The organism is Streptomyces sp. AA1529 (assembly GCF_000280905.1).
In the GTDB taxonomy this organism is placed as follows: Bacteria; Actinomycetota; Actinomycetes; order Streptomycetales; family Streptomycetaceae; genus Streptomyces.
Genome location: NZ_ALAP01000075.1, coordinates 28847 through 52911 on the forward strand (window position 1 = coordinate 28847; position 24065 = coordinate 52911).

The following is a 24065-nucleotide window of genomic DNA, read 5'->3' on the forward strand; positions in this document are numbered from 1 at the left end:
TTGCTGCGGCCCCGCCCGGGGCGGTGCCGCCTGCCGGGCTGCCGCTCAGCGGCGGGTCGTCTGCGGGTCGGCCTCACCGGCGGGCCTCGGCACCCGGGCGGCCGCGGCGGCGGCGTCCGGCCTGCCGCCGTCCTCCCCGGAGGGCACGGCGGTGCCGGGGGCGCCGGGCAGCGGTTCGCCCCGCTGCCGGACGATCCGGTCCTTGACCAGCGAGGCCGCCAGCACCACGGCGGCGACGGCGAGCGACAGGATCATCTGGACCCGGCCGTCCGCGTCGGTGAACATGTAGCCGATCACGAAGACGATCAGGCCGATGGTCGCCCAGGTCAGATACGGGTACAGCCACATCCGCACGGTCAGCTTCTCCGGTGCCTCCCGCTCGATCCGGCGCCGCATCCGCAGCTGCGAGGCGCAGATGACCAGCCAGACGAAGAGGGCGACGGCGCCGGAGGAGTTCAGCAGGAACTCGAAGACCGTGTCCTTGGCGATGTAGTTGAAGAAGACCGCGACGAACCCGAAGGCCACCGAGGCCAGGATCGCGGTGGTGGGCACCCCGCGGCCGTTGGTGCGGCCGAAGGAGGCCGGCGCGTCCTTGCGCTCGCCCAGCGAGAAGGCCATCCGCGACGCGGTGTACAGGCCCGAGTTCAGGCAGGAGAGCACGGCGGTCAGCACCACGATGTCCATGACGGTGCCCGCGTACGGGATGTCCAGCGAGTTCAGCACGGCCACGTACGGGCCCTCGGAGGCGATCGCCTCCGAATCCCAGGGCAGCAGCGAGACGATCACGAAGATCGAGCCGATGTAGAACAGCCCGATCCGCCAGATCACGCTGTTGACGGCCTTGCGCACGGCGTCGACCGGGTTCGGCGACTCGGCGGCGGCCAGGGTCACGATCTCGCTGCCCATGAACGAGAAGACGACCAGCAGCATGCCGGAGAGGATCGCTCCGGGACCGTGGGGCAGGAATCCGCCGTTTCCGGTCAGGTTCTCCGTCCCCGCGAAGTGGTCGGCGGGCGGCAGGCCCGCGAAGGCGATCACCCCGATGACGATGAACGCGATGATCGCGACGACCTTGATCCCCGCGAACCAGAACTCGAACTCGCCGTAGGAGCCGACGGAGATCAGGTTGGTGCCGGTCAGCACCAGCATCACCAGCAGGGCCCAGCCCCACTGGGGTACGGCGGGCGCCCAGCCTTCCAGGATCTCGGCGGCCGCGGTCGCCTCCACGGCGAGCACGACGGACCAGAAGAACCAGTACAGCCAGCCGATGGTGAACCCGGCCCAGCGGCCCAGCGCACGGTCGGCGTAGGTGGAGAACGACCCGGAGGTCGGCTGGGCGGCGGCCATCTCGCCCAGCATCCGCATCACCAGGACGACGAGCAGCCCGGCGAGCGCGTAGGAGAGCAGGATGCCGGGACCGGCGTCCGCGATACCGGCCTTGGAGCCGATGAAGAGTCCGGCGCCGATGACGCCGCCGATGGCGATCATGGACAGATGGCGGTTCTTGAGGCCCGCCTGGAGGCCGTCGCCGTCCCCGGTACCGGGTGCGGGCGGGCTCTGTGGCGGCTCCCCCGACGTGCGCGGGGTGTGCTGGGAACTCATGGGGCAGCCGGCTCCTAATGAGGGTGGTGTGCAAACGAGCGCTCACATGTAACGGCTCCTACCGCCCCCTATGGAAGAGGTGAATCACGATTGTTGCCTACGGAACATCGGGAAAACCTCCCGTACGGCTGAGAAACACCTCCTGCCCCGCCGTCCGGCCCTGCTCCGCGCCGCCGGACCGCGCCCTGGGCGGCCCGTCGCCCGGCGGAGATGGCACACTCTGCGTCATGCGCGTCTACCTCGGCTCCGATCACGCCGGTTTCGAACTCAAGAACCATCTCGTCGAGTGGCTCCGCACGGCCGGCCATGAGCCCGTCGACTGCGGACCCCACATCTACGACGCCGAGGACGACTACCCGCCCTTCTGCCTGCGCGCCGCGCAGCGCACCGCCGCGGACGGCGACGCGCTCGGCATCGTCATCGGCGGCTCCGGCAACGGCGAGCAGATGGCCGCCAACAAGGTCCCCGGCGCCCGCTGCGCCCTGGCCTGGAGCACCGAGACGGCCGCCCTGGCCCGCGAGCACAACGACGCCAACCTGGTCAGCGTGGGCGCCCGGATGCACACCACCGAGGAGGCCGTCTCCTTCGTGGAGACCTTCCTGAACACGCCCTTCTCCGAGGGCGAGCGGCACCGGCGCCGCATCGCGATGCTCGCCGACTTCGAGCGCAGCGGCGAACTGCCGCCCGTGCCCGCGCACCACCCCCAGCCCTGAGCCGTGCCCGAGGGCCACACCATCCACCGGCTCGCCCGCGAGGTCGCTGACCGGTTCGCCGGACACCCGCTGGACGTCTCCAGCCCCCAGGGCAAGTTCGCCGACGGCGCCGCGTTGCTGGACGGCGCGGCGCCGACCGGCACCGAGGCGCACGGCAAGCACCTGTTCCTGGGCTTCGGCCCGGCCGGCTGGGTCCACATCCACCTGGGCCTCTACGGCACCTTCCGGTTCGGCGCGGGCCCGCCCCCGGAACCCGTCGGGCAGGTCAGGCTGCGGCTGGCCACCCGCCGCGGCGAGCGCCCCGCGGGCCCACTGCACTACGCCGACCTGCGCGGGCCCACCCGTTGCGAACTGCTGACCGAACCGGAGAAGCAGGCGGTCGGCGACCGGCTCGGCTCCGATCCGCTGCGCCCCGCCTCCGACCCGGAAGCCGCCTGGGCGCGGATCTCCCGCAGCCGCACCACCGTCGCCGCGCTGCTGATGGACCAGAAGATCGTCGCCGGGGTCGGCAACGTCTACCGTGCCGAGGTGCTCTTCCGGCACGGCATCGACCCCTACCGCGCCGGTCGGGACCTCACCCGCACCGAGTGGGAAGCGCTGTGGCACGACCTCGTCGCGCTGATGACCGACGGCGTCCGCAAGAACCGCATCGACACCGTGCGCGACGAGCACACCCCCGAGGCCATGGGACGCCCGCCGCGGGTGGACGACCACGGCGGCGAGGTCTACGTCTACCGCCGGGCCGGGCTCCCCTGCCTGGTGTGCGGCAGCCCGGTCGCCACCGCGGAACTGGCGGCCCGCAACCTGTTCTGGTGCCCCTCCTGCCAGCGCCGGTGACCGCTCAGAACCCGTGCGGCAGCCACGGCTGGACGTCGCTGCCGAAGGCCGCGGAGACTGCCGCGAGCGCGCCCGAGCCCGGCCGCTGCTCCCGCACCAGCCCGGCCCCGGCCAGCGCGGCCAGCGAGGTCCCGCCCAGATAGGCGCGCCCCAGCTCCCGCACGGACAGCGACAGATCGGCCGCGTCCCGGGTCGGCTCGCACACCGCCCCCTTCGCATCGCCCGACAGCCGCCAGCGGCCCGTGTTCCACGGGCAGAACGCGTCCTCGACCTCCAGCACCACCTCCACCGGGGCGGCGTAGCCGCGCGCGGCCAGCGCGCCGCCGACCTTCACCGGCCGCAGATACAGCGCGTCCCGGAACGCCGTCGCGCACCGGCGCGGGTCGTTCACCAGGTGCAGCCAGGGGTCGTCCAGCGGCCGGTCGTCGGCCACCACGGCGGACGTCAGGTCGATGCCCCACAAAAAGCGCCACAGCGCGGCATGTCCGGCCGGATCGAGCGCCTCCAGCTCCCGCAGCCGCACCTCGCCCTCCGCGGCGCCGGTCTGCGTCCAGTGCAGCCGGACCGCGTAGCGCGCGTACCCCACGGGCTCGCCGTCCCGCAGCACCACCACGCAGCGCAGCGGCGAGGCCCCCTCGCGCGTGCGCTCCGGGTCGACCAGCGGCACCCGCTCCCACCCCGGGCGCCGCTCCAGCATTCCCGGACGGCGGGGCACCGCACGGGCGTAGACCGACTCGCACTCCGCGAGCAGCGAAGCGGCCTCGTCCGACTGGCGCAGCCGCAGCCCCGCCGCTTCGTCCGCCGTCCCGGCGGGCAGCTCCAGCGCGACCCGCGCGGTGTCGATCCGCGCCGAGAGCGACCGTGCCGCCAGCCCGTAGCCGAACCGGCCGTAGATCCCCGCCTCGGACGCCGTCAGCACCGCCAGCGACTCCTCGCCGGCCTCCCGCACGTCGTCGAGCTGCCGCCGCATCATCGAGCGCAGCAGCCCCCGCCTGCGGTGGGTGGGCGCCACACTCACCATCGTCACCCCGGCCGCGGGGACGACTGCGCCACCGGGCACCGCCATCCGGAACGACAGCAGCCCCGCCGTGGCCACCGGGCGCCCCTCGTCCCACACCCCGATCGAGCGCTCCGTCTCGGTCAGCGAACGGTACAGTTCCTGCTCCTCGGACGTCTCGTCCGCGGCGAACGCACTCTGCAGGGACGCGTACCAGGTGTCCCACTCGGACGGCTGGAGAACCTGCGGCTCAGTTGTCATACCGTCATCACTAGCAGGCAGTTCGAACGCGGGCGAACGTATTTGCCCGCTGGCGCGCCGACCCGTGGGCGCGCGGACCCCGCGCACACCTCCCGGCCGCTGCCGGGAATCGACGGCTCGCCGACGGGGTGGCTAGGCTCCGTGAGCATGGCGGACCGCCGCGTGGGACTCTCAGCAGCCACGGCCCGGTTGCACCAGGCGCAGAAGACCTGGCACCGGGCCCGCACCACCCTGCGCAGGTCCGCCGTCGACTACTTCCGCGGCGGCGCCTCCGACTGGGTCGCCCTGGTCGGCCTGCTGCTCACCGTCCCGGCCCTGGCCTGCGCCACCGTCCTCACCCCGCTGTGGTGCGCCCCCGAGGCGCTGGTGCTCCCGCTCATCGCGGGCGGCCTGCTGCTGCGGCCCGCCAGCCTGCTGGCGCTGTACGCCGCCGCGGCGGTCGCGCTCATGGTCGAGTCGCTGCTGCTGCCGCCCTGGGAGTCGGCCGACGGCGGGCGCGTGACGCCGGGCACCATCCTGGTGGTGGCCGCGGCCGGACTCTCCGGGCTGCTCATCGCGCAGTTCCGCAGCCGGGTGGGCGTGCCCTGGCGGCGCGGCGGCACCATGCTCTTCGACCTGCGCGAACGCATCCGGGTGCAGAGCAAGTTGCCCAAGCTGCCGGCCGGCTGGCACCACGAGATGGCCCTGCGCCCGGCGGGCGGGCAGTCCTTCTCCGGGGACTTCGTCGTCGCCGCGCGCACCGGCCCGGGGCGCCGGACCCTGGAGCTGGTCCTCACCGACGTCTCGGGCAAGGGCATGGACGCCGCCTCCCGCGCCCTGCTGCTCTCCGGCGCCTTCGGCGGGCTGCTGGGCTCGCTCCCGCCGCATGCCTTCCTGCCCGCGGCCAACGGCTATCTGCTCCGCCAGTCGTGGGAGGAGGGCTTCGCCACCTCCGTCCACCTGGTCCTGGACCTGGACAGCGGCGACTACGAGTTGCTCTCGGCGGGGCACGTACCGGCGATGCAGCTCAACGCCGGTTCGGGCAAATGGGAGGAGAAGGCCGGCGAGGGGCCGCTGCTGGGCGTCTACGACGGTGCCGAGTTCGACCCGGTCAAGGGGACGCTGCGACGCGGGGACGTGCTGATGCTCTTCACCGACGGGCTGGTGGAGACCGCGGAACGCGATCTCACCGAGGGCATGGACCGGCTCACCGGGGAGGCCGACCGCTATGTCGCCACCAGTTTCCACGGCGCGGCCTGGCATCTGATCGAGTCGGTGGCGCGCGACGTCAACGACGACCGGGCGCTGCTGTTGATCTGCCGCGACTGACGGCTCCACGGCGCACCGCCGCGGCCGCCGTGGTCAACCGGCACGGCGCCCGCTCACCCGCTGTCCGCATGTTCGACCTGCTCGGGCGGGCTCCTCGTCCAGCAGCGGGCCCCCTCGCGTGGTTGCGGGAGGGGGCCGGGAAAGGTGTCCGGACGCGGGCTACTTCTTGCGGTGCGCGGCGGGCGCCGTGCCCGACTCCCGCTTGCGGGCCATGGCCCCGGGGTCGCGCTTGAAGAACCAGTCCATCTTCGGCTCGATCATGAACCTGAACAGCCGGGTCACCCACGGGGTGCACAGCACCGTCATCATCACGGCGGCCAGCACGGTGATGACGACCCGGCTGAGCGGGTGGTCGACCCAGGCCATCTCGTACCAGTCGAACTGCCGCGAGCTCTGGATGAAGAAGATGTGCAGCAGGTAGGCGTAGAGCGTGCCGGCGCCCAGCGCGGTGAACCACATCAGCCGCCGCGGCACCCAGGAGAGGAAGCAGGCCGTCATCACCAGGCCGCAGCCGAAGAGCGCCAGGTACATCACCGCACCCGCCCAGGACGGGACGCCCATGTCCTCGGCCGCCTTGTCGTGCAGGAACCAGGCCTTGGACATCCGGGGGACCGCCCAGTAGGCGAAGACCATCGCCCCCAGCGTCACCGGCACCGCGAGGTAGCGTGCCTCCTTGCGCTTGACCAGCTTGAAGTGCTCGGGGCGCAGCTGGAGGCCGAGGACGAAGAACGGCAGGAACTGCGCCACCCGCATCAGGTTCAGGTCGCCGCCGATGCTCGGCGTCACGCTGGCCGCCGCCCCGATGGCCAGCGCCACCGGCATCGGCCAGCGCAGGCTCTTCCACAGCGGAGTCGTCAGCCGCCAGAGGAACAGCGCGCACAGGAACCACAGCGCGAACCCCGGCTGCTGGAAGTGGAACTCACGGTCCGGGTCGTCGTTGGCCCAGCGCATGAAGAACGTGTAGCCGAACTGGATCGCCAGGTAGGGCACGACCACCCCGGTGACCAGCCGTTGGACCTGCTTCGGCTTGCCCTCGAAGCTCCGGGAGAGGTAGCCCGAGATGATGATGAACGCCGGCATGTGGAACGTGTAGAGGACGAAGTAGAGCGCCTCGGCCGTTCGGCTGTCGCTGCGCAGCGGGTCCCAGGCGTGCCCGACCCCGACGAGGACGATCGTCAGGTACTTCGCGTTGTCGAAGAACGGGTCCCGCTGCTTGGCTGCTGGCTTCTTCTGCGCCTGCGCGGGCTGCGACTTCGCAGCCTGCTCCGCGGACGCGGGTGGCGTCTCGGAGGGGGACTCCTGGCGGACGGGGGGGAGCGGCGCCCGCTCATAACCAGCGTGCAACATCTGCCGCACCATAGCGGGTCACCATGTGAGCCGTAAATTCTCGCCCCGCGCCGCCTTCCCGCCGTACCGCGCACTATTCCCCGGATTCCGGAGCGGAGCTGACGGGGCGTGACGTGAATGTTCGATCTGCCGGACGATGTCCCGTCTAAGCGGGGCGTGTGAGGTCCCTGTGACGCCGGAGACAAGGGGGACGGTACTCTCGGTGCGCACTGTGAGCGAGGACACAATTCGCAGATCCACCCGGGGAATTCCGGCCGCCGGAGGACTGCGGCACCGCGTGCCGATCTTTCTGCGCGAAGTGCACTCGCTGTGTCGTGTGCCACGCGACGCATTTCCGGCATTCGTCAAGCCGTCGTGTGGTGATCACGTCGAATTGGTGGCAGGAATTCCGAGCGTCCGGCGGTCCGACGACTCCGTCACCTACGCCCCAAGTGTCCCGTGCTGTCCCCCTGGTCGATGATCAGTATTTACCCGATGATGGGCCCGGCGGCGCTCCGGTCGGCTCCTCGCGCAAGGGAGTTGGTGGCACGATGGGTGCGCGCTGTGTGCGCGGGGGTACGGCCACAGTGGCGGCCCCCGAGGCCGGGTGAGGCATTCCGACCATGAGGGTGTGAGCAGTTGTGGCCATCTCGCTGTCCGTTGTCGTGCTGTTGGCGGTCATCCTGGTCGTGATGATCCGGGGCAAGTCCATCAAGCCGGGACCGGCCATCGTCGCCGTGCTCTTCGGCTTCTTCCTCGCCTCCAGCGGCATGGCCCCGTCCATCAACCGGTTCCTGAACTCGGTCGCCGACACGATCAACCAGATCAGCTTCTAGCGGTTCGGCCGGCGCGGCTTCCCCGGGCGGCGCCCGGAGGCGGGCCGCACGCGACGACCGGTGACCGGCGGGCACTCCGGGGACGCCCGCACCGCAGTCGGGCCGCGACGCAGCGCGACCGCCCGCCCGCGACCGCCGGCGCCCCCGCGCCGTACGGACACCGCGGTGTGCGAGGCGACGCGAGCGCAGGGCGGGACGCGGCGGCAGGGCGACGGCAAGGCGGCAGGGCAGCGGCACGGCACGGCAGGGCGGCGGCACGGCAAGGCGGCGACACGGCGAAAGGCCCGGCCCCTCGGGGGTCGGGCCTTTCGCACTCCTGAGCGGGCGACGGGAATCGAACCCGCGTAGCTGGTTTGGAAGACCAGGGCTCTACCATTGAGCTACGCCCGCATGCGCCGGATCGGCGGACCGGATCGGCACGCACCGCATCCTACGACATGTACTCTACGTGTCGCACCGACGGGGTGTGGCGCAGCTTGGTAGCGCGTCCGCTTTGGGAGCGGAAGGTCGTCGGTTCGAATCCGGCCACCCCGACCACGTACTATGAAAGACGCGCGTGCCTGTGTCGTGTCTGCATGCATACGGGGCGCAGCCAAGAAGTCAGCAGAACCCCCAATGCCAGCCCCAAGGAGACCGACCGTGAAGAGCGCCGTGGAGACCTTGAACCCGACCCGGGTTCGGCTCACTGTCGAGGTGCCCTTCGAGGAGCTCAAGGACAGCCTCGACGCGGCGTACAGCAAGATCAACCAGCAGGTCACCGTGCCCGGGTTCCGCAAGGGCAAGATCCCTGCGCGCCTGATCGACCAGCGTTTCGGCCGCGGTGCCGTCCTGGAGGAGGCCGTCAACGACGCGCTTCCGAAGCTCTACCAGTCCGCCGTCGAGGAGGGCGAGCTCAACGTGCTCGGCCAGCCCGAGGTCGACATCACCGAGCTGAAGGACAACGAGCTGCTGGCCTTCACCGCCGAGGTGGACGTCCGCCCGGAGATCGAGATCCCGGACTACTCCGGCATCGAGGTCGAGGTCGACGCGGCCGAGGTCTCCGACGCGGACATCGACGAGGCCGTCGAGCAGCTCCGCGAGCGTTTCGCCTCGACCACCGCGGTCGAGCGGGCCGCCGCCGAGGGCGACGTCGTCAAGGTGGACCTCGAGGCCCGGATCGACGGCGAGGTGCTGGAGGACGGCGTCGCGCAGGGCGTCGACTACACCATCGGCTCCGGTGAGCTGCTGGACGGGATCGACGAGGCCGTCACCGGCCTGGAGGCGGGCGGCACCGCCACCTTCAGCTCCGAGCTGAAGGGCGGCTCCGGCGCGGGCCGCGAGGCCGAGGTCGCCGTCACCGTCCAGACCGTCTCCGCGCGGGAGCTGCCCGAGCTGGACGACGAGTTCGCCCAGCTCGCCAGCGAGTTCGACACGCTGGAGGAGCTGCGCGAGGACAGCCGCAAGCGGCTGGCCGACCAGAAGAAGCAGGAGCAGGCGACCCAGGCCCAGGAGAAGGTGCTCGACGCCCTCCTGGAGCTCATCGAGGTCCCGGTTCCGGAGAAGCTGCTCGCGGACGAGATCGAGAGCCGCAAGCACAACCTGGTCAACCACCAGCTCGGTCAGCTCGGCCTGGACCTCGAGTCCTACCTGAAGATGCAGGAGAAGAGCGAGGAAGAGTTCGACGCCGAGCTCAAGGAGCAGGCGGAGAAGGGCATCCGCACCCAGTTCGTCCTCGACGAGCTGGTCAGCAAGGAGAAGCTCAACGTCAGCCAGGAAGAGCTGACCGAGCACCTGATGCGCCGCGCCCAGTCCTCCGGCATGAGCCCGGACCAGTTCGCGCAGGCCGTCGTCGAGGGCGGCCAGGTGCCGGTCCTCGTCGGTGAGGTCGCCCGCGGCAAGGCGCTGGCCACCGTGGTGGAGGCCGTGACCGTCAAGGACACCGCCGGCGAGGTCGTCGACCTGAGCGACGAGGACGCCGAGGAGGCCGCGGAAGGTGCCGAGGCCGAGCAGGCCCCGGCCGCCGAGGCGGCGGACGAGGCCGGCAAGGCCGAGAGCTGATCCGGCTCGCCTGACCCGCGAACGGGGGGCGCCGGGGCGCGTGAGTGCACGCCCGGGCGCCCCCCCGTTCGGCTGTCGGCCACGGCGGACGCGCCCGCCCGGGGGTACCTGCGCTCACAGCGAAATGCGCTCTGCCCGGGATGGCGGCCGACGACCGGCGCGTTAGGGTCCCCAGTAGACGAAGACCCCAGTGGCGGCCAGCTCCGCGTGGCCGTCCGGACACGAGCAGGTGGACACGTGACGCTTCCGATGCCTTCCGCCGCCGGCGAGCCCAACTTCGGTGGTGGCCTCGGCGATCAGGTCTACAACCGGCTGCTCGACGAGCGCATCATTTTCCTCGGCCAGCCGGTGGACGACGATATCGCCAACAAGATCACCGCCCAGCTTCTGCTCCTTGCCGCCGACCCGGACAAGGACATCTTCCTGTACATCAACAGCCCGGGTGGTTCGGTCCAGGCGGGCATGGCGATCTACGACACCATGCAGTACATCAAGAACGATGTCGTCACCATCGCCATGGGCCTGGCCGCTTCCATGGGACAGTTCCTGCTGACCGCGGGCACCCCCGGCAAGCGCTTCGCGCTGCCCAACGCCGACATCCTCATCCACCAGCCCTCCGCGGGCCTGGCGGGCTCGGCCACCGACATCAAGATCCACGCCGAGCAGCTGCTGCGCACCAAGAAGCGGCTGGCCGAGCTGTCGGCCGCGCACAGCGGTCAGACCGTCGAGCAGTGGACCCGCGACGCGGACCGCGACCGCTGGTTCACCGCCGAGGAGGCGCGCGAGTACGGCCTCATCGACGAGGTGTACGGCAGTGCCGCGCAGCTTCCCGGCGGTGGCGGCACGGGCGCGTGAGCCCCGCCACAGCGCCGCAGGGCACCCGCTCCTCCCGCAGCCACCAGCTCATCTCCAGGAGAACCTCCCGATGACCTCATTTCCCACGGACGCCCGGGCCGAGTTCACCGGCATCGCGCCCGAGTCCCGCTACGTCGTGCCGCGCTTCGTGGAGCGCACCTCGCAGGGCGTGCGGGAGTACGACCCCTACGCGAAGCTCTTCGAAGAGCGCGTGATCTTCCTCGGTGTGCAGATCGACGACGCCTCGGCCAACGACGTCATGGCGCAGCTCCTGTGCCTGGAGTCGATGGACCCCGACCGCGACATCTCGGTCTACATCAACTCGCCGGGCGGTTCCTTCACCGCGCTGACCGCCATCTACGACACGATGCAGTTCGTCAAGCCGGACATCCAGACGGTCTGCATGGGGCAGGCCGCCTCGGCTGCCGCCGTGCTGCTGGCCGCCGGCACCCCCGGCAAGCGGATGGCGCTGCCCAACGCCCGTATCCTGATCCACCAGCCCTACAGCGAGACGGGCCGCGGTCAGGTCTCGGACCTGGAGATCGCGGCCAACGAGATCCAGCGGATGCGCGAGCAGCTGGAGGACATGCTGACCAAGCACTCCACCAAGGAGCGCGAGATCATCTCCCAGGACATCGAGCGCGACAAGATCCTCACCGCCGAGGAGTGCCTGGAGTACGGCCTGATCGACCAGATCGTCTCCACCCGGAAGACCTCGGTGGGGGTCTGAGGGTCCGCGCGCACGGCCCTGCCCCCTTGGAGCGGCACCGGATGTGTCGGTCCGGTCGCTCCAAGGGGGGCCCATTCCGGCGGTCCGGCAAGGTACCGTCGAAGAGCACGTACCTCGGTCCGTATCCCTGACGGATCCCAGGCGAAGGGGAAGCTCCTCGTGGCACGCATCGGTGATGGCGGCGATCTGCTCAAGTGCTCGTTCTGCGGCAAGAGCCAGAAGCAGGTGAAGAAGCTCATCGCGGGTCCAGGTGTGTACATCTGCGACGAGTGCATCGATCTCTGCAACGAGATCATTGAGGAGGAACTCGCCGAGTCCTCCGAAGTCCGGTGGGACGAGCTGCCCAAGCCCCGGGAGATCTACGAGTTCCTGGAGGGCTACGTCGTCGGTCAGGAGGCCGCGAAGAAGGCGCTCTCGGTGGCCGTCTACAACCACTACAAGCGGGTGCAGGCGGGCGAGAACGGCCAGGGCAGGGACGACGGCATCGAGCTGTCGAAGTCCAACATCCTGCTGCTGGGCCCCACCGGTTCCGGCAAGACGCTGCTGGCCCAGACGCTCGCGCGGATGCTGAACGTCCCCTTCGCGATCGCCGACGCGACGGCGCTCACCGAGGCGGGCTACGTCGGCGAGGACGTCGAGAACATCCTGCTGAAGCTCATTCAGGCGGCCGACTACGACGTCAAGAAGGCCGAGACCGGGATCATCTACATCGACGAGATCGACAAGGTGGCCCGCAAGAGCGAGAACCCCTCGATCACCCGGGATGTCTCGGGCGAGGGCGTGCAGCAGGCGCTGCTGAAGATCCTGGAGGGCACCACGGCCTCGGTGCCGCCGCAGGGCGGCCGCAAGCACCCGCACCAGGAGTTCATCCAGATCGACACGACGAACGTGCTGTTCATCGTGGGCGGTGCCTTCGCCGGCCTGGAGAAGATCATCGAGTCCCGGGCGGGTGCCAAGGGCATCGGCTTCGGTGCCGACATCCGTTCCAAGCGGGAGATCGAGGCGACCAACCAGTTCGAGGAGGTCATGCCGGAGGACCTGGTGAAGTTCGGGATGATCCCGGAGTTCATCGGCCGGCTGCCGGTCATCACCTCCGTGCACAACCTCGACCGCGAGGCCCTGCTGCAGATCCTCATGGAGCCCCGGAACGCGCTCGTCAAGCAGTACCAGCGGCTCTTCGAACTCGACGGTGTCGAGCTGGACTTCGACCGTCCGGCCCTGGAGGCGATCGCCGACCAGGCCATCCTGCGCGGCACCGGGGCCCGCGGACTGCGCGCCATCATGGAGGAGGTCCTCCAGTCGGTGATGTACGAGGTGCCCTCGCGCAAGGACGTCGAGCGCGTCGTGATCACCGAGGAGGTCGTGCACTCCAATGTGAATCCGACCCTGGTGCCGCGCGCCCGCGGCAACGGTGACCAGCAGCGCCACGAGAAGAGCGCCTGACCGCAGCGTGGCCCGGCGGTCCTCGCGGACCGGCGTCGGCAGTCCGCCCCTCTCCTCGTACCACGCGAAGGCCCGCCCCGGACCGGGGCGGGCCTTCGCGTGGGTGGAGCGCCGGCTGTCGCCCGGCGCTCCGGCGGGCCGGTTCACTACGGCGCCACGGTCACCTGGTCCGTGACGCCTGCCGTGACCCGTGCCGACTCCGCCGGGCCGGCGCCGGTCCGGTCATGCTCGGCTCACTTCTCGACCCGGGCCGCGTCGTAGACCTTCGCGGTCAGTCCGGCGGTCTCGTCGGCGGAGGCGGGGCCGCTGCCGTCGGTGGCGGTCACGATGGCGATGGTGCTGTCGTCCGCCCAGGCGCACACGGTCATGCTGGTGCTGATGACCTTGTACTCCTGGCACTTCATCAGGTCGCCGTCGAACCCGGAGGGGCTCACCTTCTTCGGCTCGCCCGCGGCCTTCGCCGAACCGCCGGTGGTCTTCTCCAGCTGGCCCAGCAGCCAGTCCACGCCCTTCTCGGGGTCGTCCAGGGTGCCGTAGGCGCCGCTGAAGTTCAGCCTCTTCTGACCGGCGGTGTACTGCGCACTGATGTGGCCCTCGGGGTCCATCCCGGGGATGTCCTGCTTCTTGTCCCCGCTGGTGCCGACCTTGACCTGGCCGCCCTTGCCGGTGTCGGGCTCGCCCTTGCGCTGGTACTCGCCTATGGACTGCGGCGCGTCGAGCTTGTAGGCGCCGCCCCCGATCACCCCGAACATGAACAGGCCGCCGATGATGGCGCCCACGACGACCAGCGCGCCCACCACGATGCCGATGGTCTTGCCCTTGCCCCCGCCACCCTGCGGCGGCATCGGCATGCCCGGGTGCGGCTGTCCGGGCATCCCCGGCTGGCCGGGCTGCCCGTAGGGAGCGCCGCCCTGCGGCTGTCCGGGCTGCCCGTACGGAGCGCCGCCCTGGGGCTGGCCCTGCGGGGGGTAGCCGTAGCCGGGCTGCTGCTGGGGCTGGCCCTGCTGGGGGTAGCCGTAGCCGGGCTGCTGCTGCGGCGGCTGCTGCGGGTACCCGTAGCCGGGCTGCGGCGGCTGCTGCGGCTGCTGCCCGTAGGGTCCCTGCCCGTAGGGACCCGGCTGGTTCTGGCTCATGGCGGCGCTTCCCCTCCGTGGATGTGCTTGAACGCGCTACGACATCTTGACCGATGCACGACGAGAGCGCCGCACCGGGCGCCGAATCGGGGCCGCCCGGGAACGCAATCGTGAAGAACGGCCGGCGAATCATCCGGACATGTCACGGAAGGCCCCGGCACACGGCGGCGGCGTCCGGGAACCTCTCCCGGGCGCCGCCGCTCGCTCCCCGCCGCTGCGCGGAGTGCTAGGTGATCGGCACGCGGACGTCCTCGCGGACCTTGGCGGTCGTCTCCCCGGCCTCGGTGACCGAGGTGCCCTGGCCGCTGATCGCGTCGGCCGCCGAGGCGGTCACCACGAAGCCGATGGTGCTGTGGTCGCCCCACATGCAGAACGGCATGGTGAAGCTGTCGACCCCCGAGGAGCTTCCGGGCGGTGCGCTGTACTTCACCTTCTGGCACTTCATCACCGCGTCGTCGCCCAGGCCGCTGGGCTTGACCTGCTGCGGCTCGCCGTCCAGTTCGGCCTTGCCGCCGCCGCTGGTGCCGGGATCCTCCTTGGCCTCCTTGGCGACCATCAGCAGCGCCGCGTCGACGACGGCCTCCGGGTTCTCGATGCTGCCGTAGACACCGCCGAAGCTGAGCTTCTTCGCATCGATGCCGGTGCCGCTCTCATAGTTGGCGGAGACCGTCTTGGGGTCCTTGACGCCGAACTGCTCGAACTTGTCCTTGTCGGAGTCGCTGAACCCGCTCGAGGAGCTGTTCTCCGAGCCGGGCTTCTTGTCGAACTCGCCGGCCACCGTCGCCGGGGTGACGAGCTTGTACTTCTTGCCGTCGTCGGCCACCGCGGAGCCGCCGCCCTTGCCGCCGCCGCCCTCGTCGTCGTCCGTGCCGGTGAACAGGACGACGCCGCCTATGACGGCCGCCACCAGCACCAGCGCGCCGACCACGATGCCGATCGTCTTGCCCTTGCCGCCGCCGCCCTGCGGCGGCATCGGCGGCCCGGGCTGGCCGTAGGGAGCCTGCTGGCCGTAGGGGTCGGGCTGCCCGTAGGGCCCCGGCTGGCCGTAGGGGGCGGCCTGGCCGGGCTGCCCCGGGGCGCCCTGCTGCTGCGGGAAGCCGTAGCCCTGTGGCGGCGGTCCGGGTGGCTGCTGTGGCGGCGGCTGCTGCGGGTAGCCGTAACCGGGCTGCCCGGGGGCGCCGCCGTACGGGCCGGGGCCGCCCTGCTGCGGCGGCTGCCCGTAGGGACCCGGCTGCTGGTCGTACGGCCCGGGCTGCCCTGGCTGTTGGCCGTAGGGGCCGGGTTGCTGGTTGCTCATGAGCGGCGCTTCCCCTCCGTGGACAAGTAGTCGAATGCGCTCCGCACATAGTGACGGATGCCGCCAGGGCGTGCGTCACCGGTCCGCGAACCGGTTCGAGAGCGGGGCCCGCACGCCCGTACACTGGCGGTCGTGACCGACAACACTCAGCAGAGCCCGCCAGCCGACGGGCCGAACAGCGCCGCCCCCGCAGATCTGCCGACCCAGTACGCGCCGGCCGAGGTGGAGGGGAAGCTGTACGAGCGCTGGGTGGAGCGGGGCTACTTCGAGGCCGACGCCAAGAGCGGCAAGCCGCCCTACACGATCGTCATCCCGCCCCCGAACGTCACCGGGTCCCTGCACCTGGGACACGCCTTCCAGCACACCCTCATGGACGCGCTCACCCGCCGCAAGCGGATGCAGGGCTACGAGGCGCTGTGGCTGCCCGGTATGGACCACGCGGGCATCGCCACCCAGAACAAGGTCGAGCAGCAGCTCGGCGAGGAGGGCAAGTCCCGCCAGGACCTCGGCCGGGAGGCGTTCGTCGAGCGCGTGTGGCGGTGGAAGGAGGAGTACGGCGGCCGGATCCTCGGCCAGATGCGGCGCCTCGGCGACGGCGTCGACTGGTCCCGCGAGCGCTTCACCATGGACGAGGGCCTCTCGCGCGCCGTGCAGACCGTCTTCAAGAAGATGTACGACGACGGGCTGATCTACCGTGCCGAGCGGATCATCAACTGGTGCCCGCGCTGCCTGACGGCCATCTCCGACATCGAGGTGGAGTACCAGGAGGACGACGGGGAGCTGGTCCAGCTCCGGTACGGCGAGGGCGAGGAGACCGTCGTCGTCGCCACCACCCGAGCCGAGACGATGCTCGGCGACACCGCGATCGCCGTCCACCCCGACGACGAGCGCTACCAGCACCTGATCGGCAAGCAGATCAAGCTGCCGCTGACCGACCGGACCATCCCCGTCGTCGCGGACAGCCACGTCGACCCGGAGTTCGGCACCGGGCAGGTCAAGGTGACCCCGGCGCACGACCCGAACGACTTCGAGATCGGCCGCCGGCACGGGCTGCCGATGCTCACGGTGCTGGACGAGCGCGGTGTCATCACCGCGCACGGCCCCTTCCAGGGCCTGGACCGCTTCGAGGCGCGCTCGGCGATCGTGGCCGCGCTGCGCGAGCAGGGCCGGGTGCTGGAGGAGAAGCGCCCCTACGTGCACAGCGTCGGGCACTGCTCCCGCTGCAAGACGACGATCGAGCCGCGGCTGTCCATGCAGTGGTGGGTCAAGGTCGCCCCGCTCGCACAGGCCGCCGGCGACGCCGTCCGCGACGGCCGGGTGCGGATCCACCCGGCCGACATGTCCTCCCGGTACTTCGACTGGGTCGACAACATGCACGACTGGACGATTTCGCGCCAGCTGTGGTGGGGGCACCGCATCCCGGTCTGGTACGGCCCCGACGGCGAGGTCGTCTGTGTCGGCCCGGACGAGGAGCCGCCCGCCGGCGAGGGCTGGCACCAGGACCCGGACGTGCTGGACACCTGGTTCTCCTCCGGGCTGTGGCCGTTCTCCACGCTCGGCTGGCCGGACCGGACGCCCGACCTGGAGACGTTCTACGCCACCGACGTCCTGGTGACCGGGTACGACATCATCTTCTTCTGGGTGGCCCGGATGATGATGTTCGGCACGTATGTGATGGAGGAGCCGCCCTTCCACACCATCGCGCTGACCGGCCTCGTCCGCGACGAGCACGGCAAGAAGATGTCGAAGTCCTTCGGCAACGTCGTCGACCCGCTCGACTGGATGGACGCCTACGGCTCCGACGCGCTGCGCTTCACCCTCGCCTCGGGTGCCAACCCCGGCACGGACGTGCCGATCGGCGAGGACTGGGTCAAGGCGTCCCGCAACTTCGCCAACAAGATCTGGAACGCCACCCGCTTCGCGCTGATGAACGGGGCCACCGTCGAGGGGCCGCTGCCGCAGACCGGTGAGCTGGCGGCCACCGACCGCTGGATCCTCTCCCGGCTGAACGAGGTGCTGGCCGAGGTCGACGGCTACTACGACGACTACCAGTTCGCCAAGCTCTCCGACGCGCTGCGGCACTTCGCCTGGGACGAGGTCTTCGACTGGTACGTCGAGCTGTCCAAGACCACCTTCGCCAAGGGCGGCAGGCCCGCCGAGGTCTCGCGCCGGGTGCTGGGCGAGGTGCTGGACGTGACCCTGCGGCTGCTGCACCCCGTCGTCCCGTTCGTCACCGAGACCCTGTGGACGACGCTGACGGGCGGCGAGTCCGTGGTCGTCGCGCCCTGGCCGCAGGACTCGGGGTTCCGCGATGCGGAGGCGGAGCGGGAGATCGCCACCGTCCAGCAGGCGGTGACCGAGGTCCGCCGCTTCCGCGCCGACCAGGGCCTCCAACCGGGCCAGAAGGTGCCTGCCGACCTGGCGGCGGAGGGCACCCCGCTGGTGGCCCACGAGGACGCCATCCGCCAGCTCCTGCGGCTCCAGCCCGCGGGGGAGGGGTTCCAGGCCACGGCCTCGCTGCCGGTCGCGGGCGCGACGGTCAGCCTCGACCTCTCCGGCGCGATCGATGTGGCGGCCGAACGCAAGCGGCTGGCCAAGGACCTGGCAGCCGCCGAGAAGGAGCTGGCGCAGACCGGCGCGAAACTCGGCAACGAGGCGTTCCTGGCCAAGGCGCCGGACCAGGTGGTGGAGAAGATCCGGGGCCGCAGGGCCGCCGCCGAGGCCGACATCGACCGGCTGCGGCAGCAGCTGGACCGGCTCGGCTGACCGGCCGCACGGCAGGCACGTCCGCGTGACCGGCGGTGTGGGACCGGCCCCGGGCCGGTCCCACACCGCCGTGCGTGCGTCGGAGCGTCCGTGCCGCCTTCGTTCCCGCACCGTCCGGCCGGGCCGCTCCGGCCGAGGGCGGGCAGGGCCAGGGCGTCGGGCCCGGCGGCGGCGCAATATGCCCGTATGGCACATTGCGCCACCTGGCGGGGGGCGGTCGTCCGGTCTGTCCGAACGCACCCCCGTCCGCCGCCGGACCCTTACGTAGACTGGTCGCGTGAGCGACGAGCCCCAGCCCGACGAGCCCCGGCCGCACGAACCCGAGCCCCACGAGTCCGAGCCGCACGAGCCGCGGCCCTCCTCCTTCGAGGAGATCGTCGGGGAAGAGACCGACCGCGATCCCGATCTGGCGGTGATCGAGGCGGGCAGCCGCACCCTGCGGGCCCAGGCCGGTCCCCCGCAGTCGGAGCCGGTGCCCGCCCGGCCCGAGGACCCCGAGGTGGACCGGGCCCTGCGGGCGGTGGAGGAGGAGCTGGCCACCCGCTGGGGCGAGACCAAGCTGGACCCCTCGGTGCAGCGCATCGCCGCGCTGGTCGACGTGCTGGGCGAGCCGCAGCGCTCCTACCCCTCCATCCACATCACCGGCACCAACGGCAAGACCACCACGGCGCGCATGATCGAGGCCCTGCTGGGCACCTTCGAGCTGCGGACGGGGCGCTACAGCTCCCCGCACGTGCAGTCGGTCACCGAGCGCATCAGCGTCGACGGCGCGCCGCTCTCGGCCGAGCGCTTCATCGAGACGTACGAGGACGTCAAGCCGTACGTCGAGATGGTGGACGCGCAGCAGGACTACCGGCTCTCCTTCTTCGAGGTCCTCACCGCGATGGCCTACGCCGCGTTCGCCGACGCGCCGGTCGACGTGGCCGTCGTCGAGGTCGGCATGGGCGGCACCTGGGACGCGACCAACGTCATCGACGCGGGTGTCGCCGTCATCACCCCCATCTCCCTCGACCACACCGACCGGCTCGGCGACACGCCCGAGCGGATAGCGCAGGAGAAGTCCGGGATCGTCAAGCCGGACGCCACCGTGGTGCTCGCCCAGCAGCCGGTGGAGGCGGCCTCCGTCGTGCTGAAGAAGGCCGTGGAGGTGGACGCCACCGTCGCCCGCGAGGGCATGGAGTTCGGCGTGGTCTCCCGGCAGCTCGCCGTCGGCGGCCAGCAGCTCACGCTGCGCGGCCTGGGCGGGGAGTACCCGGACATCTTCCTCCCGCTGCACGGCGCGCACATGGCGCACAACGCGTGCGTGGCGCTGGCCGCCGTGGAGGCGTTCTTCGGCATCGGCCAGCAGCAGGCCCGCACCCTCGACATCGATGTGGTCCGCGAGGCGTTCGCCGCGGTCTCCTCGCCCGGCCGGCTGGAGCTGGTGCGCAACAGCCCCCCGGTGCTGCTGGACGCGGCGCACAATCCGGGCGGCGCCCTGGCCACGGCCGAGGCCGTCAGCGAGGCGTTCGACTTCAGCCGGCTCGTCGGCGTCGTGGCCCCCAGCGCCGACAAGGACGTGCGCGGACTGCTGGAGGCGTTCGAACCGATCTTCGCGGAGATCGTCGTCACCCGGAACTCCAGCCACCGCTCGATGGACGTGGACGAACTCGCCGCGCTCGCCGTGGAGGTCTTCGGCGACGAGCGGGTCCAGGTGGAGCCGCGGCTGGACGCGGCGCTGGAGGAGGCGGTCACCCTCGCCGAGGAGGAGGGCGAGTACGCCGGGGCCGGGGTGCTGGTCACCGGCTCGGTCATCACGGTCGGCGAGGCCCGGCTGCTGCTCGGCGGGGGGCGCTGAATGCGAACGCTGTGCGCCTCCACGCTGATCGGCGAGTTCTTCGTCATCGGTTTCGCCGGATTGGTCGCGATGCAGACGAGTGACCTTTCGGCGGCCACCGTCTGGACGGTCAGCGGGATCGCCATGGTGCTGTGCCTGCTGCTGTGCGGCGTCCTCACCCGTCCGGGTGGCGTCCACCTCGGCTGGGTGCTCCAGGTCGCCCTGGTGGCCAGCGGGTTCGTGGTCCCCACGATGTTCTTCCTGGGTGCCTGTTTCGCCGGACTCTGGTGGGCTTCGGTGCACTTCGGCCGGAAGGTCGACGAGGCGAAGGCGCGCTTCGCGGCCGCGGCCGCGGCGACGGACGGTACCGAGCCCGCCGGCTGAGGCGCGGGTGGCACCCGCCGAGGCGGCGGGTGCCACCCGGGCGGCGGAAAAGTGCTCCCCGGCGTCGGAGCGGCCGCGGGCCGCAGGTAGCCTCTGCTCACCGTACGACCGCAGCCAAGGAGCCGCACGCATGACCCAGCGCACCCTCGTCATCCTCAAGCCCGATGCCGTCGCACGCGGTCTGGTGGGCGAGATCATCGGCCGTATCGAGCGCAAGGCGGGGTGGACGATCGCGGCCATGGAGCTGCGTACGCTGGAGCGGGCCGCGCTGGAGCAGCACTACGCCGAGCACGAGGGCCGCCCGTTCTACCAGCCGCTGATGGAGTTCATGGCCTCCGGCCCGTCCGTCGTCGCCGTCGTCGAGGGCGAACGGGTGATCGAGGGAGTGCGGGCGCTGGCCGGGCCGACGGACCCGATCGCCGCCCCCGCCGGGTCGGTGCGCGGAGATTTCGGCACCATTGTGCGGGAGAATCTCATCCACGCCTCGGACTCGGAGGAGTCGGCCGCGCGGGAGATGAAGATCTTCTTCCCCCGATTCTCCTGAGCCGGGCCTCGCCCGCCGCCGAATCGACCGCCTGAGGCGGAATGGACCGGGGCTCGGCTCCGACACGACGTCACCATTACGGTGGCCGTTCGGACTTCCGCCGACAATGGCGGAGGAACCGTCTCCACGTGTTCGAGCAACCGCGTCTACGATGGAAGCCTCGCGTTTCGAGCATGCCGGCGAGGTACTCCACATCCTTCCGTAGCCGCACACCACATCGCCCCACTTGGAAGGCCAGACGCATCCATGGGAACCAATATGTCGTTCATCGGCCGTGATATGGCTGTCGACCTCGGGACCGCCAACACGCTGGTGTACGTCAGGGGTCGCGGGATCGTCCTCAACGAGCCGTCCGTCGTCGCGATCAACACCAACACCGGCGGAATCCTCGCGGTCGGCGCCGAGGCGAAGAAGATGATCGGCCGCACCCCTGGCAACATCGTGGCCGTCAGGCCGCTGAAGGACGGCGTGATCGCCGACTTCGAGATCACCGAGCGGATGCTCCGCTACTTCATTCTGAAGATCCACAAGCGGCGCTATCTCGCCCGGCCCCGCGTGGTGGTGTGCGTGCCCTCCGGTATCACCGGAGTCGAGCGCCGCGCCGTCATCGAGGCGTCCACCCAGGCGGGTGCCCGCCAGGTGCACATCATCGAGGAGCCGATGGCCGCGGCGATCGGCTCCGGGCTGCCCGTCCACGAGGCGACCGGCAACATGGTGGTGGACATCGGCGGCGGCACCACCGAGGTCGCCGTGATCTCGCTCGGCGGCATCGTCACCGCGCAGTCCATCCGGGTGGCGGGTGACGAGCTCGACAACGCGATCATCCAGCACATCAAGAAGGAGTACAGTCTCCTCCTCGGCGAACGCACCGCCGAGAGCATCAAGATCACCATCGGCTCGGCGCACGACCTCGACAAGGACGAGCACACCGAGATCCGCGGCCGCGACCTGGTCAGCGGGCTCCCCAAGACCGTGGTGATCTCCGCGGCCGAGGTCCGCAGGGCCATCGAGGAGCCGGTCAACGCGATCGTCGACGCGGTCAAGACGACCCTCGACAAGTGCCCGCCGGAGCTGTCCGGCGACGTGATGGACCGCGGCATCGTGCTCACCGGCGGTGGCGCGCTGCTGCGCGGTCTGGACGAGCGGCTCCGCCGGGAGACGGGGATGCCCATCCACATCGCCGAGGACCCGCTGGACTCGGTCGCGCTCGGCTCCGGCAAGTGCGTCGAGGAGTTCGAGGCCCTCCAGCAGGTGCTCGACGCGCAGCCGCGCCGCTGAGCCCCGAGCGCGCGCCGGTGCGCACCAACTGACCGTTCACGCGGCGGGTCGTTCGAACGCAGTGGCGGCCCCCGCCATGCACCCCGCCCAGGCGGGGCTGCCCCACAGAAAGGCACGGCCGCCGCACGTGAGGGACACACGAGAAAGCCGGCTGCTGCTCGTCCTGCTGATCGCCATCGCGTTCGCACTGATCACGGTGGACCTCAGAGGGGGCGAGCAGTCTCCGCTCGACGGAGCGCGGCGGTCCGCCGCCTCCGTTTTCGGCCCGCTGGAGAACGGTATGGCCTCGGCCGTCGACCCCGTCGGCAACGCTGTCGCCGCCGTCCGCGACTCGGGTGCCCGCCACGACAGACTCAGCCGACTGGAGCAGGAGAACGCGGCACTGCGCCAGAAGCTCGGCTCCAGCGACCGCAACCGGGCCCGGGCCAAGGAACTGGACAAGCTCCTCAAGACCGCCGGAGCGGGCGGCTACGGCGTCAAGGGCGCCCAGGTCGTCGCGATCGGCGCCGCCCAGGGGTTCTCCTGGACCGTCACCATCGACGCGGGCCGGGAGGACGGGCTGCGCCGGGACATGACCGTGCTGAACGGCGACGGACTGGTCGGCCGGCTGACCACCGTCGGGCCCTCCAGCTCCACCGTGCTGCTGGCCAACGACCCCGACTTCACCGTCGGCACCCGGCTGGAGAAGAGCAACGAGCTGGGCTTCGCCACCGGGCGCGGCGGGGACGCGCTCTCCGTCCAGCTCCTGAACGGCAAGGCCAAGGTGAAGAAGGGCGACCGGCTGGTCACCTTCGGCTCCAGCGACGACAAGCCGTTCGTCCCCGGCGTCCCGGTCGGCGAGGTCACCAAGGTCAACCGGCATCAGGGCGACCTCACCCGGACGGTACGGGTGCGGCCCTACGTGGGCTTCACCCGACTGGACGTGGTCGGCATCGTCGTCAAGCCGCCGCGCAAGGACCCGCGTGACGAGGTCCTCAAGTCCAAGAAGCCCCCGAAGCCCAAGCCCGCCCCCACCGTGACCGTCACCAAGACGCCCGGCGCCACCTCCTCGCCCAGGAGCTGATCCCCGTGCACCTCCTCAACCGGATGCTGCTCTCGGCCGCTCTCGTGGTCGTCGCCCTGATGCTGCAGGTCACCGTGCTGGCCAGACTGCAGCTTCCCGGCGCCGTGCCCGATGTGCTGCTGCTCGTCGTCCTGGGCCTCGCACTGGTCTACGGCCACACCGCCGGCGCCCTGGTGGGCTTCGCCGCCGGACTGCTGGCCGACATCGCCCCACCCGCCGACCACGCGGTGGGCCGCTATGCGCTGGTGCTCTGCCTGATCGGCTACGCCGCCGGGCTGACCAAGCCGGAGGGCGGGCAGCACCGCTCGGCCACCGTGCCGATGCTCGTCGTCGCCTCCGCCGCCATCGGCTCCACCCTGCTGTACGCCGGGGTCGGCGCCCTGGTCGGGGACACCGTGGCCCGCCTCGACGGAATCGGCGGAATGCTGCTCACCGCGACCCTCTACGACCTGCTGCTGGCACCCTTCGTGGTTCCGCTGGTCATGTCCCTGGCGCGGCGCGGCGAGAAGGACCCGATCGGGGCCGAACCCGGCGGCGGCAGCGCGGACGGCGGGATGCGCGCCTACGGCTGGCTCACCTCCGGCGGGAGCCTGGACGCCCGGCTCGGCGGCGGGGTGTTCGGCAAGAGCGGCAGCGGCAGCGTGTTCGGCAAGGGCGGCAAGGGGCTCAAGACCGGCAAGCGGACCTCGCGCAACAAGGCCGTCAACCTCGGCGGCCGCGGCAGGACCGGGAAGATCAAGGGGGTCAAGCGGCTGTGAGGCGCGCTCCTTCCCACCCGGCTCCCGCCCCGGCCTTCCCGCCGGCTCGTCCCCCGGCCTTCCCTCCGGCTTCCCGCCCGG

Annotated in this window: 20 protein-coding genes and 2 tRNA genes; 16 read left to right on the forward strand and 6 right to left on the reverse strand. The window is 71.0% G+C overall.

Annotation, left to right across the window (positions count from 1 at the left end; genetic code table 11):
• Positions 1–45: 45 nt before the first annotated feature.
• Positions 46–1602 (reverse strand): amino acid permease, encoded by a 1557-nt coding sequence (locus A949_RS0121600; protein WP_019358118.1) that lies wholly within the window; start codon positions 1600–1602, stop codon positions 46–48.
• Positions 1603–1829: 227 nt separating this feature from the next.
• Here A949_RS0121600 and A949_RS0121605 point away from each other — a divergent pair, with 227 nt between their 5' ends.
• Both A949_RS0121605 and A949_RS0121610 read left to right on the forward strand, forming a co-directional pair.
• Entirely contained in the window at positions 1830–2315 is a 486-nt protein-coding gene (locus A949_RS0121605; protein WP_019358119.1) for a ribose-5-phosphate isomerase, read from the forward strand.
• 3 nt (positions 2316–2318) lie between these two features.
• Positions 2319–3152, forward strand: a complete 834-nt coding sequence (locus tag A949_RS0121610; protein ID WP_019358120.1) for an Fpg/Nei family DNA glycosylase — start codon at positions 2319–2321, stop codon at positions 3150–3152.
• Between the two features lie 4 nt (positions 3153–3156).
• Here A949_RS0121610 and A949_RS0121615 read toward each other — a convergent pair whose 3' ends face one another.
• On the reverse strand, positions 3157–4410 hold the full coding sequence (locus tag A949_RS0121615; protein WP_019358121.1) for a GNAT family N-acetyltransferase: 1254 nt from the start codon (positions 4408–4410) through the stop codon (positions 3157–3159).
• A gap of 147 nt (positions 4411–4557) precedes the next feature.
• On the opposite strand from A949_RS0121615, the gene A949_RS0121620 reads away from it, so the two are divergent.
• The gene (locus A949_RS0121620) at positions 4558–5718 is read left to right on the forward strand and encodes a PP2C family protein-serine/threonine phosphatase (protein WP_026004900.1); all 1161 of its coding nucleotides are present in this window, start codon (positions 4558–4560) and stop codon (positions 5716–5718) included.
• 159 nt (positions 5719–5877) lie between these two features.
• On the opposite strand, the gene A949_RS0121625 is transcribed toward A949_RS0121620, so the two are convergent.
• On the reverse strand, positions 5878–7077 hold the full coding sequence (locus A949_RS0121625; protein WP_019358123.1) for an acyltransferase family protein: 1200 nt from the start codon (positions 7075–7077) through the stop codon (positions 5878–5880).
• Positions 7078–7685: 608 nt separating this feature from the next.
• Here A949_RS0121625 and A949_RS0121630 point away from each other — a divergent pair.
• A complete protein-coding gene (locus A949_RS0121630; RefSeq protein WP_019358124.1) occupies positions 7686–7880 on the forward strand; it encodes a hypothetical protein in 195 nt (64 codons plus the stop codon).
• A 319-nt stretch (positions 7881–8199) separates the two neighbouring features.
• Here A949_RS0121630 and A949_RS0121635 read toward each other — a convergent pair.
• Positions 8200–8270, reverse strand: a tRNA-Gly gene (locus A949_RS0121635).
• 70 nt (positions 8271–8340) lie between these two features.
• Here A949_RS0121635 and A949_RS0121640 point away from each other — a divergent pair.
• The 5 genes from A949_RS0121640 to clpX all read left to right on the forward strand — a co-directional run bounded on the left by A949_RS0121640 (position 8341) and on the right by clpX (position 12945).
• A tRNA-Pro gene (locus A949_RS0121640) sits at positions 8341–8417 on the forward strand.
• A gap of 102 nt (positions 8418–8519) precedes the next feature.
• Complete coding sequence (gene tig, locus A949_RS0121645) at positions 8520–9917, forward strand: trigger factor (protein ID WP_019358125.1); 1398 nt, start codon at positions 8520–8522, stop codon at positions 9915–9917.
• Between the two features lie 249 nt (positions 9918–10166).
• On the forward strand, positions 10167–10772 hold the full coding sequence (locus A949_RS0121650; RefSeq protein ID WP_019358126.1) for an ATP-dependent Clp protease proteolytic subunit: 606 nt from the start codon (positions 10167–10169) through the stop codon (positions 10770–10772).
• Positions 10773–10842: 70 nt separating this feature from the next.
• Positions 10843–11502: an ATP-dependent Clp protease proteolytic subunit gene (locus A949_RS0121655; protein ID WP_019358127.1), complete on the forward strand. Its 660-nt coding sequence runs from the start codon at positions 10843–10845 to the stop codon at positions 11500–11502.
• A gap of 159 nt (positions 11503–11661) precedes the next feature.
• A complete protein-coding gene (clpX, locus tag A949_RS0121660) occupies positions 11662–12945 on the forward strand; it encodes an ATP-dependent Clp protease ATP-binding subunit ClpX (protein ID WP_019358128.1) in 1284 nt (427 codons plus the stop codon).
• A gap of 233 nt (positions 12946–13178) precedes the next feature.
• On the opposite strand, the gene A949_RS0121665 is transcribed toward clpX, so the two are convergent.
• Entirely contained in the window at positions 13179–14078 is a 900-nt protein-coding gene (locus A949_RS0121665) for a hypothetical protein (RefSeq protein WP_019358129.1), read from the reverse strand.
• Positions 14079–14304: 226 nt separating this feature from the next.
• Complete coding sequence (locus A949_RS0121670) at positions 14305–15375, reverse strand: hypothetical protein (protein ID WP_019358130.1); 1071 nt, start codon at positions 15373–15375, stop codon at positions 14305–14307.
• Positions 15376–15507: 132 nt separating this feature from the next.
• On the opposite strand from A949_RS0121670, the gene A949_RS0121675 reads away from it, so the two are divergent.
• The 7 genes from A949_RS0121675 to mreD all read left to right on the forward strand — a co-directional run bounded on the left by A949_RS0121675 (position 15508) and on the right by mreD (position 23984).
• The gene (locus A949_RS0121675; protein ID WP_019358131.1) at positions 15508–18141 is read left to right on the forward strand and encodes a valine--tRNA ligase; all 2634 of its coding nucleotides are present in this window, start codon (positions 15508–15510) and stop codon (positions 18139–18141) included.
• A gap of 277 nt (positions 18142–18418) precedes the next feature.
• Positions 18419–19978, forward strand: coding sequence for a bifunctional tetrahydrofolate synthase/dihydrofolate synthase (folC, locus tag A949_RS0121680; protein ID WP_019358132.1), 1560 nt, complete (start codon positions 18419–18421; stop codon positions 19976–19978).
• Positions 19979–20341: a DUF4233 domain-containing protein gene (locus A949_RS0121685; protein ID WP_019358133.1), complete on the forward strand. Its 363-nt coding sequence runs from the start codon at positions 19979–19981 to the stop codon at positions 20339–20341. It begins immediately after the preceding gene.
• A gap of 130 nt (positions 20342–20471) precedes the next feature.
• Positions 20472–20885: a nucleoside-diphosphate kinase gene (ndk, locus tag A949_RS0121690; protein WP_019358134.1), complete on the forward strand. Its 414-nt coding sequence runs from the start codon at positions 20472–20474 to the stop codon at positions 20883–20885.
• Between the two features lie 258 nt (positions 20886–21143).
• On the forward strand, positions 21144–22163 hold the full coding sequence (locus A949_RS0121695) for a rod shape-determining protein (RefSeq protein ID WP_026004902.1): 1020 nt from the start codon (positions 21144–21146) through the stop codon (positions 22161–22163).
• 127 nt (positions 22164–22290) lie between these two features.
• The gene (gene mreC, locus A949_RS0121700; RefSeq protein ID WP_019358136.1) at positions 22291–23226 is read left to right on the forward strand and encodes a rod shape-determining protein MreC; all 936 of its coding nucleotides are present in this window, start codon (positions 22291–22293) and stop codon (positions 23224–23226) included.
• Between the two features lie 23 nt (positions 23227–23249).
• Positions 23250–23984 (forward strand): rod shape-determining protein MreD, encoded by a 735-nt coding sequence (gene mreD / locus A949_RS0121705; protein ID WP_037707205.1) that lies wholly within the window; start codon positions 23250–23252, stop codon positions 23982–23984.
• The last annotated feature ends 81 nt before the right edge of the window (positions 23985–24065 follow it).

Coding starts and splice junctions, on each gene's coding strand:
- A949_RS0121655 (WP_019358127.1), top strand. CDS start 10,843: ATGACCTCATTTCCCACGGACGCCCGGGCCGAGTTCACCGGCATCGCG.
- A949_RS0121685 (WP_019358133.1), top strand. CDS start 19,979: ATGCGAACGCTGTGCGCCTCCACGCTGATCGGCGAGTTCTTCGTCATC.
- A949_RS0121615 (WP_019358121.1), bottom strand. CDS start 4,410: ATGACAACTGAGCCGCAGGTTCTCCAGCCGTCCGAGTGGGACACCTGG.
- ndk (WP_019358134.1), top strand. CDS start 20,472: ATGACCCAGCGCACCCTCGTCATCCTCAAGCCCGATGCCGTCGCACGC.
- A949_RS0121605 (WP_019358119.1), top strand. CDS start 1,830: ATGCGCGTCTACCTCGGCTCCGATCACGCCGGTTTCGAACTCAAGAAC.
- A949_RS0121600 (WP_019358118.1), bottom strand. CDS start 1,602: ATGAGTTCCCAGCACACCCCGCGCACGTCGGGGGAGCCGCCACAGAGC.
- A949_RS0121625 (WP_019358123.1), bottom strand. CDS start 7,077: ATGGTGCGGCAGATGTTGCACGCTGGTTATGAGCGGGCGCCGCTCCCC.
- mreD (WP_037707205.1), top strand. CDS start 23,250: ATGCTGCTCTCGGCCGCTCTCGTGGTCGTCGCCCTGATGCTGCAGGTC.
- A949_RS0121695 (WP_026004902.1), top strand. CDS start 21,144: ATGTCGTTCATCGGCCGTGATATGGCTGTCGACCTCGGGACCGCCAAC.
- A949_RS0121670 (WP_019358130.1), bottom strand. CDS start 15,375: ATGAGCAACCAGCAACCCGGCCCCTACGGCCAACAGCCAGGGCAGCCC.
- A949_RS0121650 (WP_019358126.1), top strand. CDS start 10,167: ATGCCTTCCGCCGCCGGCGAGCCCAACTTCGGTGGTGGCCTCGGCGAT.
- A949_RS0121665 (WP_019358129.1), bottom strand. CDS start 14,078: ATGAGCCAGAACCAGCCGGGTCCCTACGGGCAGGGACCCTACGGGCAG.
- A949_RS0121620 (WP_026004900.1), top strand. CDS start 4,558: ATGGCGGACCGCCGCGTGGGACTCTCAGCAGCCACGGCCCGGTTGCAC.